Genomic DNA, 14608 nt, shown 5'->3' on the forward strand with positions numbered 1-14608 from the left:
AAGTATCAAATAAAAAAGCGGATAGTTCTCAGTACTACCTTTTAGCCAAAGGTTTCGTCATTAAAGGCTAAGAGGACTTGCGTTGATCAACTAGAGTGCTTTTTTATAAAGTCGGTATCGCTTATATTCTTTACCACCAATACTTTCGAGGATATTGCGCATAGCTTTGTTATCTTCAAGTATCCAGGACAGTTCGACTTTTTTGATTCCTCTGGCAATCCCGATTTCTCTCGGCGCATTAATCACCGTAAAAGCCAGAGCCATGCCAAGCGGCGTATTGTGGAATTGTTTGCGCACACCCATTAGCGGAATGCGGGCAGTCTGAACCTTGTTGGATTTTAGCTGCCTAATTAAACGAAGCCAGCCTGTCGGAAACAAATTACCATTAAGTTGGGCAAAAATTTCATTAAGGTTGGGAAGGGCTGCCATGAATGCAACAGGAACTTCCTCTACTTCCGCAATTTGGATATATTCACTTGGGACTAGCCAGCGTAGACTGTTACCCAGCTCAGCAAATTCAGATTGGGTAAAAGGGACAAATCCCCAGTTTTCTGACCAGGCATCGTTGAAAATATCACGCAATATTTCCATTTCTTCACTAAATTTATCGCGGCGTAGAGTTCTCAGCTTGATTTGCTTTGAGAATTTCTGAATGACCGTACGCATGATTCTAGGTGGTTCAAAATCAACTGCAATCCAATAGGCTAGGAGATCTTTGGCAGGCTGGTAACCGCATTGTTCCAGTAACGGACCATACCATTTAGGTGAATGCGGCATCATGACAACTGGTGGTGTCTCAAAGCCCTCTACTAAAATACCGCATTCCTGATTGATGGAAAGATTAAAAGGTCCAGTTACATGACGTGTGCCCTGTTCAGCAAGCCAAATTTCGGCGGTATGCATGAGTTTGACAAAGACCTCGCTGTCGTTGACACATTCCAGCGAGCCAAAATGCCCCGTATCTGCGCCATAACGTTGTCTGTGAAGCGTATCCACTTGTGCACTGATTCTACCCACGGGTTGTTTACCTTTATAAGCAATCCAGGCTTGCCACTTTGCATGCTCTAAGAAAGGGTTAAATCTGGAAAAATGCAAGCGTCGTTCCAAGCGAAGGGGAGGTATCCACATAGGATCATTTGCATATATTTGCCAGGGAATGTCAATAAATGTGCTCATCTCACGGTAGGATGTGACAGTATGCATGTAAATAAGGTTATTTTTCTGCCGATCTATTTGTTTACTCATGATATAAAGCGGATCGGCAGTTTCATGCAATATTGCAAGAGCAATGAGCGCATATGGCAATTTCTCATAATGTCAGGTGATGTTGAATGGAATAAACAAAACCGGAGTAAATGTCGGCAAGCTTGCCATTAAAGCTTGTCTGTTTTCAATGATTTGCCTAATTCAGATCAAGTTTATAGAAAACTTTTTTTGCTTTTACCGTTTAAATTGATCAGTATAGGACAACAGATCGGTTACAAGCTGATGAAAGACTTGTTTTGCATCGTGCTCTGCTCCAGATGGCGATGTTGTATCAGCTTGCTTTTCATCAATTGCACCATTCATGCGACAAAAATCATAAAATTTATTCCAGGCGATGTTGTAATCACGCAGCTGATTTTGGGGAATAAAACTTTTCAGACTTTCAAAAGCTTCGCGCATGACAGGTAATCTTGTTCGTAAATGAGCCGAGAGATCTTCCGGCCAGTGCGTGGGAACTGGATATAAGCCAGCAAGTTCCGCTCTGAAAGTAGTGTCATAATAGTCTACGGTATCTGCTCGCCGTCGACGATTAATAATTTCGACGCCAATGGCAATAACGATGATGAAGCCAAGTAATGTAAATGGCCACAACGGTACCATGATGAAATACTTGATAATTTGATCTAGATAATTATCCAAAATTTCCTCGACTTTTAACGTATTGGTTAAATTAGAAAATATAAATACAAAATACTAAATTCTTTGAAGATTAAGCGCTTTGCTCAAGCTTGTTAAGAGAAATTGTAGTCGATATTGCCATAGGATAGCGCACGGATCAATATGATATACCTCGACAATTGCTGTTTGAATCAAGCTATACAAAGATATAGTATACAAAAAAAGCTGGATGGAATAAGTTTTCGAGAGAGATTGATATAGTTTGATTAATCGGGTATTTATTAAATCCTTATGATAAGAACACCAGGAAAGGTTAAAATAGGATTGACCGAGTTATACTGATTGCGATATTTTGTCTGTTTTTAAGCAAAGTAGACCTAACAAACTGTTCTCCTTCGCCCTCCTGGAAAAGTAAAAGAAGAAAGAAGCATGAAAAATAAATCCAACGAAGCAGTTATGACAGCAACCCCACCACAGCCAGATAGTTTTGAAGCAGCATCGACTGAGCTAGAAGCCATTGTCTCCGCAATGGAAGCAGGACAAATGACGTTGGAAGCTTCACTTTCAGCTTATAAGCGGGGAGTGGAATTATTGCATTATTGTCAGACTACGTTACAAAATGCGCAGCAACAAATACGTGTTCTTGAGGCAGATATGCTGAAAGATTTTTCTACATTAGGTATCGATGAACGCTGATTTCCAAGGCTGGGTTAAAAGCCATCAGTTACTAATAGAGTCTTACCTACAAAATCAACTTCCTGCGGAAAATCATGCGCCGAAGCGCTTGCACGAGGCGATGCGCTATGCAGTACTTGGTGGAGGGAAGAGAATTCGTCCATTGCTTTCTTTTGCCGCCGGAGAACTGAATGGAGCAGAAGAATCGCGTGTAATCGTTGTAGCTGCAGCGTTAGAACTGATCCATGTCTACTCGCTAGTCCACGATGATCTGCCTTGTATGGATGATGATACGTTGCGGCGCGGTAAACCTACTTGCCATGTGAAATATGATGAACCAACCGCATTATTAGTAGGAGATAGTCTGCAAAGTTTGGCTTTTCAGTTAATGGCTGAATTCAGTTTGGCAGAGAATCCAAAAAAGCAGCTGGAAATGATCAAGCAACTCGCCCAAGCAGCTGGATCACGTGGAATGGCCGGTGGACAGGCGATTGATCTTGAGAGTGTAGGCAAGATGCTGACTTTGCCAGAGCTTGAATTCATGCATATTCATAAGACCGGGGCACTTATACGTGCAGCAGTGATGCTGGGAGCATGTTGTGGTGATAAATTAAGCGAAGAGCAGCTGAATCGCTTGGATCATTTCGCTAAGTGTATTGGTCTTGCGTTTCAGGTAGTAGACGATGTGCTTGATGCCGAAGCAACGACTGCGGCATTGGGCAAAACCGCAGGTAAAGATGCCGAGCAAAACAAACCAACCTATGTCAGCATTTTAGGCGTGAAGCAGGCTCGTGAATTAGCTAAAGCGCTGCAGCATGATGCTTATCAAGCACTTGAACATCTAGGAAAATCTACTCATCGATTATTGCAGGTAACAGATTTCATTGTTCAGCGTGAGTTCTAATCCTGATTTTTTCTTTTTAATCAGCTAAATTTCTATTTAAGTTTGCATGTACCCATTACTTGATCGTGTTAACGCTCCCACTGACTTAAGAAAGCTGGAGCGTAAACAACTACCACAATTTGCTGATGAGCTACGTCAATTTCTGATTGAATCCGTGGCAAAAACTGGCGGGCACTTGTCGTCGAATCTCGGTACTGTCGAATTAACCATTGCGCTGCACTATATCTTCAATACGCCCTGTGACCGACTGGTATGGGATGTGGGTCATCAAACCTATGCTCATAAGATATTGACTGGTAGGCGTGAAGGAATGGCTAAATTGCGCATGCACGGCGGCATTGCGGGATTTCCGCGACGGGATGAGAGTGTATATGATGCCTTTGGTACGGCCCATTCGAGCACATCTATCAGTGCTGCTTTAGGGATGGCAGTGGCCGCACAATTAGGGGGTATAAAACGGCGCACGATTGCTGTGATTGGCGACGGGGCCATGAGTGCAGGTATGGCATTTGAAGCGTTAAATAATGCTGGCGTAATGGATGCTAATTTGCTGGTGATATTGAACGATAATGATATGTCCATTTCTCCTCCAGTCGGGGCGCTCAATAATTATTTAGCCAAGCTGATGTCTGGTAGATTTTATGCAACGGCTCGTCGTGCCGGTGAGAGGGTATTGGGTGTAGTGCCGCCTGTTCTGGAGTTGGCTAGGCGTGCCGAAGAGCATGTAAAAGGAATGATGACTCCTGGTACGTTGTTTGAAGAGTTTGGCTTCAACTATATCGGTCCAATTGATGGGCATGATCTGGATGTGCTGCTTACGACGCTGAGCAATATCAAACATCTGGATGGGCCCCAGTTCCTGCATATTGTTACGCGCAAGGGTGCTGGCTATCAGCCAGCTGAAGAGGATCCGATTTTATATCATGGGGTTGGGAAATTTGATCCAGGTCAAGGCATTGTTTCCAAATCTGGTAGTAACCCAACTTATACGCAAATCTTTGGCGATTGGTTGTGTGATATGGCAGCTATAGATCCACGCTTGATTGGTATTACACCTGCTATGCGCGAAGGATCAGGCTTGGTCAGATTTTCCCAGGAATATCCGAATCGCTACTTCGATGTGGGAATTGCTGAGCAACATGCGGTGACTTTTGCTGCTGGTGCGGCATGTGATGGGTTGAAGCCGGTTGTGGCTATCTATTCAACTTTTTTACAACGCGCTTATGATCAGTTGATTCACGATGTGGCCATTCAAAATTTACCAGTAGTTTTTGCCATTGATCGTGCGGGATTAGTGGGAGCTGATGGACCTACCCATGCAGGTAGCTTTGATCTAAGCTATTTACGCTGCATTCCGAATATAGCGGTTATGACACCTGCCGATGAAAATGAATGCCGTCAAATGCTTTATACTGCTTACCAAATGAACACGCCCACAGCGGTACGTTATCCACGCGGGACAGGAGTTGGCGTAAAGATACAAAAAGAGATGCAAGTATTACCATTAGGTCGTGGAGAGATTCGCCGTAAAGGTAGCAAAATCGCTTTGCTTGCTTTTGGCAGTATGCTAGCCCCCTGTCTGGAGGCAGCGGAGGAATTGGATGCTACCGTTGCGAATATGCGGTTTGTCAAACCGTTGGATGAAGATTTGGTGTTAGAGTTAGCGGCTACCCATGAATTGCTGGTCACCATTGAAGAGAATACCATTATGGGTGGAGCTGGTAGTGCTGTGATGGAATCACTGGCAAACAAAAAAATGATCGTTAAGCTACTTCAGCTAGGCTTGCCAGATCTTTTCCTTGATCAGGGAGATCCTGCACAAATGCTGGTTGATTGCGGCTTAGACAAAATGGGTGTCATTAGATCCATCCGAGCTAGGCTATCCGAATAGCTGGTAAAGTATATGTCATGACTCCACCTGAGTGAGCTGATGATTTCTATTGATGTTTTTTTTATGGTTTTCATGCTTAGAACCAACTTTGTAAAGGAAGGTCTGACCAAAAAGCACTTACTCAGTTTTGGTTAATTCTTTTAGACCTGACATACGTTGTCATTCTTGAAGGCTTTCAGTAGTGAAGCAGGTTGTCTCTATCTTTCCAAAAGGAATCACCATGAACAAACAAACTGATTTTTCGATTGCTGATGTACAAAGTTCGTTGGATACCCGGCGTATTGCAATCGACAGAGTGGGTATTAAAGCCATTCGTCATCCAGTCAAAGTAGCCGACAAAGATGGTGGCGTGCAGCATACCGTTGCAGTATTCAATATGTATGTCAATTTACCCCATAATTTCAAGGGTACGCATATGTCTCGATTTGTCGAGATATTGAATAGCCACGAACGCGAGATTTCCGTTGAATCATTTGAGGATATCTTGCGGGCTATGGTAACCAGGCTGGAATCCGATTCTGGGCATATTGAAATGACCTTTCCTTACTTCGTTAACAAATCAGCCCCCATCTCTGGTGTACAAAGCTTGTTGGATTATGAAGTAACTTTTGTTGGTGAAATTAAACAGAATCACTATGAATTCACTATGAAAGTGATCGTTCCGGTGACTAGCCTTTGCCCATGTTCCAAGAAAATTTCAGAATATGGAGCGCACAATCAACGCTCTCATGTAACTGTTTCGGTCCGTACCAATAGTTTTGTCTGGATTGAAGATATTATTAAAATAGCCGAAGAGAATGCTTCTTGTGAACTTTACGGTCTGCTCAAGCGGCCAGACGAAAAATATGTCACTGAAAGAGCCTATGACAATCCGAAATTTGTCGAAGATCTTGTACGTGATATAGCCGAAGTGCTGAATAGTGATGATCGTATTGATGCCTATGTGGTGGAATCAGAGAATTTCGAGTCCATTCATAATCATTCTGCCTATGCATTGATCGAACAGGATAAGTGCAACGAGTTGCCCCATACTTAAACTTGCTAATTAACTATCAATATTATTCTTCTCCTTGTCGAGCAAAATCACGCAGGCGGAAACCTAGTATCCATAAGGCAGCGAAATAGGCAACAGCACCAAGGAAAACGACTTGGACCAAGCGTAGTGCGCGCTCCATCGCAGTATTTTGTAACCAGGATAGGTCGCTACCTGCCGCATACCACAGAGTGCCGCTCATTATGGCTAGTGCTGTTAAAATTTTCAGTAAGAATATTGCCCAACCGGGTTGCGGCTGATAAATATCATGATGGCGTAGCTTATAGTAGAGTAACCCTGCATTAAGGCAAGCACCCAGGCCGATAGCCAATGCTAATCCAGCATGCTTCAATGGAAAGATAAAAGCAAGATTCATTAATTGAGTCGCAACGAGTGTGATGACGGCAATTTTGACAGGAGTTTTGATATTTTGTCGTGCGTAAAAACCGGGAGCTAACACTTTTACCAGAATGAGCCCGAGTAAGCCGATGCTGTAGGCGAGAAGCGCTTGGCGGGTCATCCAGACATCTTCAGCTGTAAAAGCGCCATGATAAAAGAGCGTGGCAATAAGCGGTGTAGCTAACAATGCCAGTGCTACGGCTGCTGGTAATGTCAACAGGAAAGTCAATCGTAAACCCCAATCCAGCAGGTACGAGTACTTCTCGTTATTGTGGCTCGCGTAGTGGCGCGATAATGATGGTAACAAGATGGTTCCCAGTGCGACACCGAGGAGGCCAGCGGGAAATTCCATTAACCGATCAGCATAGTAAAGCCACGAAACGCTACCAGTTACTAGCAATGAAGCAAAAATGGTGTTGATCAACATGCTAATCTGCCCTATAGATACCCCAAAAACTGCTGGCCCCATTAGTTTGAGCACGCGCCATGCGCCGGTATCCTTTGATTTCAGATGAAAACGGGGCATTCGTTTTAGGTGTATCAGGAATGGGACTTGAAACGCAAGCTGCAGTATGCCACCGAGGAATACTGCCCAAGCTAGGGCAAGGACGGGAGGATCAAGCAGAGGTGCAAGCCAAATCGCACAGCCGATGAATGATAAATTCAATAAAACTGGAGTAAATGCTGGCACTGAGAATTTGCTATAGGTGTTAAGTATCCCTCCTGCAAGTGCGACAAAAGAAATAAACAAAATGTAGGGAAAAGTAATGCGCAGTAGTTCGATTGTTAATGCAAATTTTTCCTGATCGACTGAAAATCCTGGAGCACTGACATAAATGATGAGCGGTGCAGCCAACACCCCGGCCAGCGTTACTATAAATAGTGCAATTCCCAATAATGTCGCAACATGATCAATCAGGTCGCGTGTTTCATTTTCAGTGCGGCGGTTTTTATATTCAGCAAGAATAGGAACAAATGCTTGTGAAAAAGCGCCTTCTGCAAATAGTCGACGTAAGAGATTGGGAATACGAAATGCCACAAAGAAAGCGTCGCTTGCCATTCCTGCACCAAAGATTCTAGCGATGAGTACATCACGCAAGAATCCTAGGATGCGTGAAATTAATGTCATGCTGCTGACTGCGACGAGCGCCCTAAGTAGATTCAATTGATTGAATGGTATAAATAAATTGACCTTAAATAAGAAGATCAGCTTGTTTGACTATAAAGTGATTCTCTGTCTGATTTAACAATTACCTGTCAACAATAGCCAAAAGATAAAGCACCGTTGGTATTTATTGTTAAAATATTAAAAATTCTGTTAATAATTAACTAGAGAGGTGATAGAAGGTGCTGAAAAAAATTGTCATCATTATTGCAGCTATTTTTGTCATTGGTTATATTTACTTAATGGTTAAGTATTTTTAGTCTAATAAATTTTCTGGTTATGTAATAAAGTCAGTCTGCGAGTTTTGATGTTAATGTGGCAATTGCATATTATTTTTACTTGCATTCATTCTAGCTGATAGTGAGTTTTAGAAGTACCCAAAACTAATGAATTAATATCCCAATAATATAAAATTTTGGCACACCTTATTCCATTTCAAAATCAAAACTAGCTTTGCCGGTTTCACCTTGCCGTATTATTCATACTGTCTGCGACTCGCCTTTGCGTCATTTTTGATTTGGAAGTGGAATTACATCAAATAAGCTGGTATATAGAAGTTATTCTACTGGTTAATGAGCCACTTTTTTACTACTTGTGGAAATTCTGCTGTGTTAGCACGGTGAATACTAAACTAAATTAAATTGGCGAGGCTAGGCACTCTTTAAACGGTCACGTCTGTGTGGTGTTTACGATATCTATAATCTATAGTGGCCGCTTAGCCCTTGTTTATTGATAAGAGATGGTGGCGAATCAGGGATTTGAACCCCGGACCAACGGATTATGATTCCGCTGCTCTAACCACTGAGCTAATTCGCCATATATAGCATAAAACGTGCATTTTGCCTTTGGAGTGGGAATGCTGTCAAGATTGACTTAATGTTTCTTTTACATATTTGCTGTATTCCCAGGGATAAAGCATCTGTATAATTCCATCATGAGATTCGATATTGTTGTGATCGGTGGTGGCTTGGTGGGTGCAAGCCTAGTCGTAGCACTTAAAGGAAGTGGCTTGAAAATAGCGCTGATTGAATCGCGCTTGCCTGCTCCATTGCCAAATGATACGAGCTGGGATAGCAGAGTTTATGCTATCAGTCCAGGTAGTGCTGCTTTTCTTCAAACGCTAGGCTTATGGCAACAAGTAGAAGCTGCACGTATTACACCCGTCTACGAGATGAAGGTGTTCGGCGATGATGGCGCAGCGAGGCTTGATTTTAGTGCTTATGAAAGTGGATTATCTGAGCTGGCGTTTATTGCTGAAAATCGGCAATTACAAACTGCTGTTTGGAACGCACTTACTAGTATAGTTGATGAGAGTGTGACAGTTTTCTGTCCAGCCCAATGTATTTCGCTTGTTTGGCATGAGTCCAGAGTTGATATACAGCTGGCGGATGGCAGCGTGCTACAAGCTGCTTTAGTCGTAGGCGCAGATGGTGTTAATTCATGGGTAAGGAAGCAAGCAAAAATCGAGGCGGCACAGCATGCCTATCACCAAATAGGTATTGTAGCCAATTTTAGTGCTGAAATTTCTCATTTTAACACTGCATATCAGTGGTTCCGGCGAGATGGTGTTTTAGCATTATTGCCATTGCCTGATAAACGGGTATCTATGGTATGGTCAGCAAATGAATCTCAGGCTAGCAAATTACGCGACTTATCCGATGAAGCATTATGCTGTCAGGTAGCGGAAGCTGCCAACCATATACTTGGAAAATTCCAGTTGGTGACTGAGCCAGTAGGCTTCCCGCTGAATTTTGTACATGTCAAAACACTAGCTAAACCACGGCTAGTACTGATTGGTGACGCTGCACATGGTATTCACCCGCTAGCTGGGCAGGGCGTTAATTTAGGCTTGCGTGATGCACGTGAATTAGCTGCCATTCTAATGAATCGAGGCTTACAATCAGATTGTGGTGATTTTATGTTACTGCGTCGCTATGAGCGAGCACGTAAGGAGGATATTCTTGCGATGGAATTTGTAACCGATGGTCTACAAAAATTATTTAGCAGTCCAGACCCTATATTGATTCGTTTACGAAACTTGGGTTTTGAAATTGCCAATCGCTTGCCCTTATTAAAAAACAGACTGATGCAGCATGCACTCAGTTAAACCTAGATCCCTCAATTGGATGGAATGAAGTGTACAGTTTTATGCGTGCAGGGCGAGAAGCTATAAAGTGGAATAATCCCTCTACTCCGAGAAGTTATAACACGGTCATGTGCTCGTAAATTATGCAACTACCTGAAGCGATCGCATCAAAAAGGTGAGTGTGAAAATTTTTTTAAGAGCTAGAATAATCATAATGTTAACACCTAAAATCAGCGATGAGCTGAGGAATTTAGATCAAATGAGCATACCGAATCCTAATTTTTTAAACAGGAGCAAAATAATCATGCGTTTACATCAATTTTTTATGTTTCTGCTGTTAGGCTTTATTTTCAATTACGCCTTCGCTGATGAAACGCAGCTCAGAAAAATGATCCAAGCACATTTTCCGGGTAGCGAGATCGAAAGTCTTCGCAAAACGCCTTATATGAGTTTGTATGAAGTTGTGATTGGGGGAGAAATAATCTACACAGACGAGAAGGCAGAATATTTTTTCGTAGGACATATAGTCGATACTAAAACGCGAGTGAGTTTAACTAGCGAACGCATGCAGGAGCTCAGAGATGCACGACGAATAGCAATGGATACTTTACCATTGGAACTGGGGATCAAGGCAGTTAAAGGAAATGGAAAGCGCACGCTGGTCGTTTATTCTGACCCACATTGCCCTTATTGCAAAAAATTGGAAGCCGAGCTTGCCAAAGTAAACGATATCACCATTTACACACTGCTTTATCCTATCTTAAAAAACTCAATGCAAACAGCAACAGCAATTTGGTGTTCGGCTGACCGGCTAAAGGCCTGGGATGATTTTATGCTACGGGGTATTGCGCCAACGGGAAAAGACTGCGAAACGCCGTTAAATACGCTGCTTCAATCAGGACAGAAAAATAAAGTAAACGGAACACCAACGCTTATCTTTGCCGATGGATCAGTTGTATCCGGCATGATTCCAGCAGAAGAGATCGAGAAAAGACTTAATGACGCGGGAAAAAAATAGAGCCAATGAGAATGCATAATTATATTTCCGTTGCAAGAAACAGTAACTAGCTCATTCTTTTTTTATTTTTTAGCCTGAAGTTGTGAAGAATAATTTTTGGGTAACAATACCCACATTTTTCCTTTTTGTTTCATCTTTCCGGCCTGGCTTGCTGCTTCCGGGCCGAATCCCCAGAAGAAATCAGCGCGTACTCCACCTTTTATGGCACTACCCGCATCCTGGGCTACCATCAATCGATTGAGCGGCTTGTTGCTATTAGGCCAAGTGGTAGAGAGAAAAACAGGGGCACCTTGTGGTATAGCGCGAGAATCGACAGCCAAACTTCTACCCGCAGTAAGAGGTACACCCAATGCACCAATTGGGCCAGACAAATTGTTAGGAAGCTCCCGAAAAAAGATATAACGTGAATTTTGATGCAGTAATTTAGTGAGTTTGTCAGGATTTTGCTGTCCCCATTGCTTGATTCCCTGCATGGAAGCATTTTCTAAGGGAAGTTCACCACGTTGAACCAGGAGTTTTCCGATCGATTGATAGGGATGGCCATTCTGATCGGCATAACCAACTCTGAGAATTTCTCCATTTTCGAGCATAATACGGCCAGAACCTTGAATCTGGAGAAAGAATAATTCAACTTGATCGTTGACCCATAAAAGCTCACGCCCCTTTAGCGATGTCGGTTCATTCTCAATTTCTGCTCGAGTATAGTACGGTACCACTTTGCGTCCTTCTAAACGGCCTCGCAATTGCAGATTCTTAAGTTCTGGATAAACATCAGCTAATTCGATAACAAGAAGTTCATCAGGTTGCGCATAAAGTGGATAACGGTACTGCTGCGATGGGGTGCGGCTTCCTTTAAGCAGTGGCTCATAGTAGCCAGTAATTAATCCCTCAGCACTACCATCCAAATTCAATACCTGGTGAGGAATAAAATGGTGCTTAAAGAAGTGCTTAATGGTGTTATCAGTAGGTTGCTTGATCATGCTGGCTTTTTTGCAAGTTTCCCGCCACAATAGTTGCTTATTTAAGGCATTGCAGCTCTGTAAAAAAGCAGTCCATGCTGGCAAAAGCATGTCTTGCTCCCATACTTTTAATTGAGACCAATCAGTAGTTTTTAGCTGACTGGTGCTAGGAGATATTGGAGATACTTGGGGTACAATGGGAGCAGAAGGGGCTAATTTGCTTGTGCTTGAGGAAGCTGGTGGTTTGGCAGGTATGTGTGCTGACGGAATAGTCTCTGTTTTGCAGGCTGCTAGCAGCCACAATAGTAATGCAAGAATAGATAAGGTTGATTGGCTTTGCATTGAATTCTAATTAAAGTTATATTTTTTTGATAAATTCTGACTATACAACAAGCTGAGAGATATGTGGATATTAGCAGCAGAAGCAGCGTTGGCATTGGGATTGTTTATTTTTATCATCTGGTGGACTCTACCTAAGAAAAAAGATAAGAACGAGAAGAAGGAAGATTGACTGATCTTGGAAAATCTTCACTCATGCTTTTGGCGTCTAAATCTTCTTTAAACTGTAAACGTATTGATCATACCGGGTTATCTAAATCAATGAAGTGATGTTTGATGCCGAATTGCTGAGCAATATGTTCTCCAAGTGCTTGCACACCGAAACGTTCAGTTGCGTGGTGTCCTGCAGAAATAAATGCGACTCCTGATTCTCGTGCAGTATGGACACTTTGCTCCGAAATTTCACCTGTAATAAATGCATCGATATCTAACTGGATAGCTTCTTCGAAATAGCTCTGAGCGGCACCGGTGCACCAGGCGATGCGGCGGATTTGTTTAGTTGGTTCGCCAATGATCAATGGTTTGCGTGCCAATGCCAATGATATTTTTTCACCTAACTCATTAAGAGAAATATTGCACATAACTTGGCCGTATGAAGCAATATTTTGTTGTCCAAAGTGACCGACTGTCGCAAAATGGAGTTTTTGTCCCAATTGAGCGTTGTTACCTAATTCGGGGTGAGCATCTAGGGGGAGATGATAGGCAAAAAGGCTGATTTCATGCTTCATCAATAAGGCTATGCGCCGATGCCTTATACTGCGCAATGTTCTATCTTCGCCACGCCAAAAATAACCATGGTGTACGAGGACTGCGTCAGCGTGCATGACTACTGCCGCTTGGAGAAAATCCATTGATGCTGTAACGCCACTTACTATAGTATGAATTTGATTGCGCCCTTCCACTTGTAGTCCATTTGGGCAATAATCTTGGAAACGAGAAATATCCAGTAATTGATTCAGATAATTCTCAAGTTCATCTTGTTGCATTTTTTATTCCTGATCACTATATATACCTATTGATATTGTAACCTCTGATTAATATGCTGATATGAATAAACTTTGGTTAATTTTTGCACAATCGGTCACGGTATTGTTGGCGATTTTTTTTGTCGTTTCCACGCTCCGACCTGAATTATTGCCATGGACGCCACGTGGCAAGTTGGCGACGGTCAAAGAGGCTGTGTCCGTTGAAGTGACACCTCGGCCTGGTAGCTTTTATGCTGCCGCAGAAATTGCGATGCCGTCGGTTGTCAATGTTTTTACCAGCAAGGAAATTAAGATGCCATCACATCCACTGCTGGATGATCCGATGTTTCAGCGTTTTTTTGGCGAGCGTTTTGAATCCAGGCCAAGGCGTTCTTCCAGTCTTGGCTCAGGCGTGATTGTTAGTCCAGAAGGGTATATCCTGACTAATCATCATGTAGTGGAGGCAGCAAGTGAAATCCAAGTTGCCTTGGTTGATGGTAGAAATGCCAAAGCGCGCATCATCGGTTCTGACCCGGAAAGTGATTTGGCCGTACTAAAGATTGATCTGGATAATCTACCCAGCATCACTTTTGGCCAATCCGAGCAAGCAAGAGTGGGTGACATTGTGCTCGCTATCGGTAATCCTTTTGGCGTTGGTCAGACCGTTACCATGGGAATTATCGGTGCATTAGGACGAACCCAAGTAGGAATCAATACTTTTGAGAATTTTATTCAAACCGATGCAGCGATTAACCCGGGTAATTCAGGCGGCGCACTGACTGATACGGCCGGTAATTTGATTGGAATCAATACTGCTATTTATTCTCGTACGGGTGGATCACTAGGCATAGGCTTTGCTATTCCAGCAATTGCAGCTAAACAAATCATGGAGCAAATTATCGAGACCGGGAATGTGATACGTGGTTGGCTAGGTGTGAGTATGCAGGATATCACTCCTGAGTTGGCGGAGTCATTTAGGTTAAAAAAACCTGGGGGCGCACTCGTTGCCGGTGTGCTGAGAAATGGCCCAGCTGATGAAGCAGGGATAAAACCTGGAGACATCCTGCTTGCTATGGATGGAAAAGCAATTGCAGGTTCTTCCGAAATGCTCAACCTGGTTGCAGCGTTAACGCCAGGTAAAACAATTGTTTTAACGATATTGCGTAATAATTCGGAAAGGTCAGTTAAAGTTAAAGTAGGTAAACGTCCTACTTAATGAATGGGATCGCATGCTTGGATCAATAGCTCATACAAGTTTTTTTGCGTGTGAATTTTAATGTCTGAAGCCAT

General features: G+C 42.8%; 12 protein-coding genes and 1 tRNA gene. 7 read left to right on the plus strand and 6 right to left on the minus strand.

Going from position 1 to position 14608, the window contains the following annotated elements; translation table 11 throughout:
* Positions 1-90: 90 nt before the first annotated feature.
* Both BM122_RS09280 and BM122_RS09285 read right to left on the minus strand, forming a co-directional pair.
* Positions 91-1305, minus strand: a complete 1215-nt coding sequence (locus BM122_RS09280; protein ID WP_256211975.1) for an N-acetyltransferase — start codon at positions 1303-1305, stop codon at positions 91-93.
* 135 nt (positions 1306-1440) lie between these two features.
* Complete coding sequence (locus BM122_RS09285) at positions 1441-1905, minus strand: hypothetical protein (RefSeq protein ID WP_074905308.1); 465 nt, start codon at positions 1903-1905, stop codon at positions 1441-1443.
* Between the two features lie 408 nt (positions 1906-2313).
* Between BM122_RS09285 and BM122_RS09290 the strand changes: the two genes are divergently transcribed.
* The 4 genes from BM122_RS09290 to folE2 all read left to right on the plus strand — a co-directional run bounded on the left by BM122_RS09290 (position 2314) and on the right by folE2 (position 6390).
* Positions 2314-2580: an exodeoxyribonuclease VII small subunit gene (locus BM122_RS09290; RefSeq protein WP_256211976.1), complete on the plus strand. Its 267-nt coding sequence runs from the start codon at positions 2314-2316 to the stop codon at positions 2578-2580.
* Positions 2570-3463 (plus strand): polyprenyl synthetase family protein, encoded by an 894-nt coding sequence (locus tag BM122_RS09295; protein ID WP_074905309.1) that lies wholly within the window; start codon positions 2570-2572, stop codon positions 3461-3463. The genes BM122_RS09290 and BM122_RS09295 overlap by 11 nt, the downstream gene beginning before the upstream one ends.
* A 46-nt stretch (positions 3464-3509) precedes the next feature.
* Positions 3510-5354: a 1-deoxy-D-xylulose-5-phosphate synthase gene (gene dxs, locus BM122_RS09300; protein WP_074905310.1), complete on the plus strand. Its 1845-nt coding sequence runs from the start codon at positions 3510-3512 to the stop codon at positions 5352-5354.
* Positions 5355-5574: 220 nt separating this feature from the next.
* Positions 5575-6390 (plus strand): GTP cyclohydrolase FolE2, encoded by an 816-nt coding sequence (gene folE2 / locus BM122_RS09305; RefSeq protein WP_074905311.1) that lies wholly within the window; start codon positions 5575-5577, stop codon positions 6388-6390.
* 22 nt (positions 6391-6412) lie between these two features.
* On the opposite strand, the gene murJ is transcribed toward folE2, so the two are convergent.
* Together murJ and BM122_RS09315 are read right to left on the minus strand one after the other, a co-directional pair.
* Positions 6413-7951: a murein biosynthesis integral membrane protein MurJ gene (gene murJ / locus BM122_RS09310; RefSeq protein ID WP_074905312.1), complete on the minus strand. Its 1539-nt coding sequence runs from the start codon at positions 7949-7951 to the stop codon at positions 6413-6415.
* 740 nt (positions 7952-8691) lie between these two features.
* Positions 8692-8767, minus strand: a tRNA-Met gene (locus BM122_RS09315).
* A gap of 118 nt (positions 8768-8885) precedes the next feature.
* On the opposite strand from BM122_RS09315, the gene BM122_RS09320 reads away from it, so the two are divergent.
* Complete coding sequence (locus tag BM122_RS09320; RefSeq protein WP_074905313.1) at positions 8886-10058, plus strand: UbiH/UbiF family hydroxylase; 1173 nt, start codon at positions 8886-8888, stop codon at positions 10056-10058.
* A gap of 160 nt (positions 10059-10218) precedes the next feature.
* Positions 10219-11055: a DsbC family protein gene (locus tag BM122_RS09325; protein ID WP_371264907.1), complete on the plus strand. Its 837-nt coding sequence runs from the start codon at positions 10219-10221 to the stop codon at positions 11053-11055.
* Positions 11056-11117: 62 nt separating this feature from the next.
* On the opposite strand, the gene mltA is transcribed toward BM122_RS09325, so the two are convergent.
* Entirely contained in the window at positions 11118-12356 is a 1239-nt protein-coding gene (gene mltA / locus BM122_RS09330; RefSeq protein ID WP_074905315.1) for a murein transglycosylase A, read from the minus strand.
* A 236-nt stretch (positions 12357-12592) separates the two neighbouring features.
* Positions 12593-13339: a Nif3-like dinuclear metal center hexameric protein gene (locus BM122_RS09335; protein ID WP_074905316.1), complete on the minus strand. Its 747-nt coding sequence runs from the start codon at positions 13337-13339 to the stop codon at positions 12593-12595.
* A gap of 61 nt (positions 13340-13400) precedes the next feature.
* On the opposite strand from BM122_RS09335, the gene BM122_RS09340 reads away from it, so the two are divergent.
* Positions 13401-14534 (plus strand): Do family serine endopeptidase, encoded by a 1134-nt coding sequence (locus tag BM122_RS09340; RefSeq protein WP_074905317.1) that lies wholly within the window; start codon positions 13401-13403, stop codon positions 14532-14534.
* Positions 14535-14608: the final 74 nt, after the last annotated feature.

It is taken from the genome of Nitrosomonas communis (assembly GCF_900114745.1).
Taxonomy (GTDB): Bacteria; Pseudomonadota; Gammaproteobacteria; order Burkholderiales; family Nitrosomonadaceae; genus Nitrosomonas; species Nitrosomonas communis_A.

Excerpts from the sequence above, each read along its gene's own strand:
- BM122_RS09340 (WP_074905317.1), top strand. The coding sequence starts at position 13,401 with ATGAATAAACTTTGGTTAATTTTTGCACAATCGGTCACGGTATTGTTG.
- BM122_RS09335 (WP_074905316.1), bottom strand. The coding sequence starts at position 13,339 with ATGCAACAAGATGAACTTGAGAATTATCTGAATCAATTACTGGATATT.
- folE2 (WP_074905311.1), top strand. The coding sequence starts at position 5,575 with ATGAACAAACAAACTGATTTTTCGATTGCTGATGTACAAAGTTCGTTG.
- mltA (WP_074905315.1), bottom strand. The coding sequence starts at position 12,356 with ATGCAAAGCCAATCAACCTTATCTATTCTTGCATTACTATTGTGGCTG.
- BM122_RS09295 (WP_074905309.1), top strand. The coding sequence starts at position 2,570 with ATGAACGCTGATTTCCAAGGCTGGGTTAAAAGCCATCAGTTACTAATA.
- BM122_RS09320 (WP_074905313.1), top strand. The coding sequence starts at position 8,886 with ATGAGATTCGATATTGTTGTGATCGGTGGTGGCTTGGTGGGTGCAAGC.
- dxs (WP_074905310.1), top strand. The coding sequence starts at position 3,510 with ATGTACCCATTACTTGATCGTGTTAACGCTCCCACTGACTTAAGAAAG.
- BM122_RS09290 (WP_256211976.1), top strand. The coding sequence starts at position 2,314 with ATGAAAAATAAATCCAACGAAGCAGTTATGACAGCAACCCCACCACAG.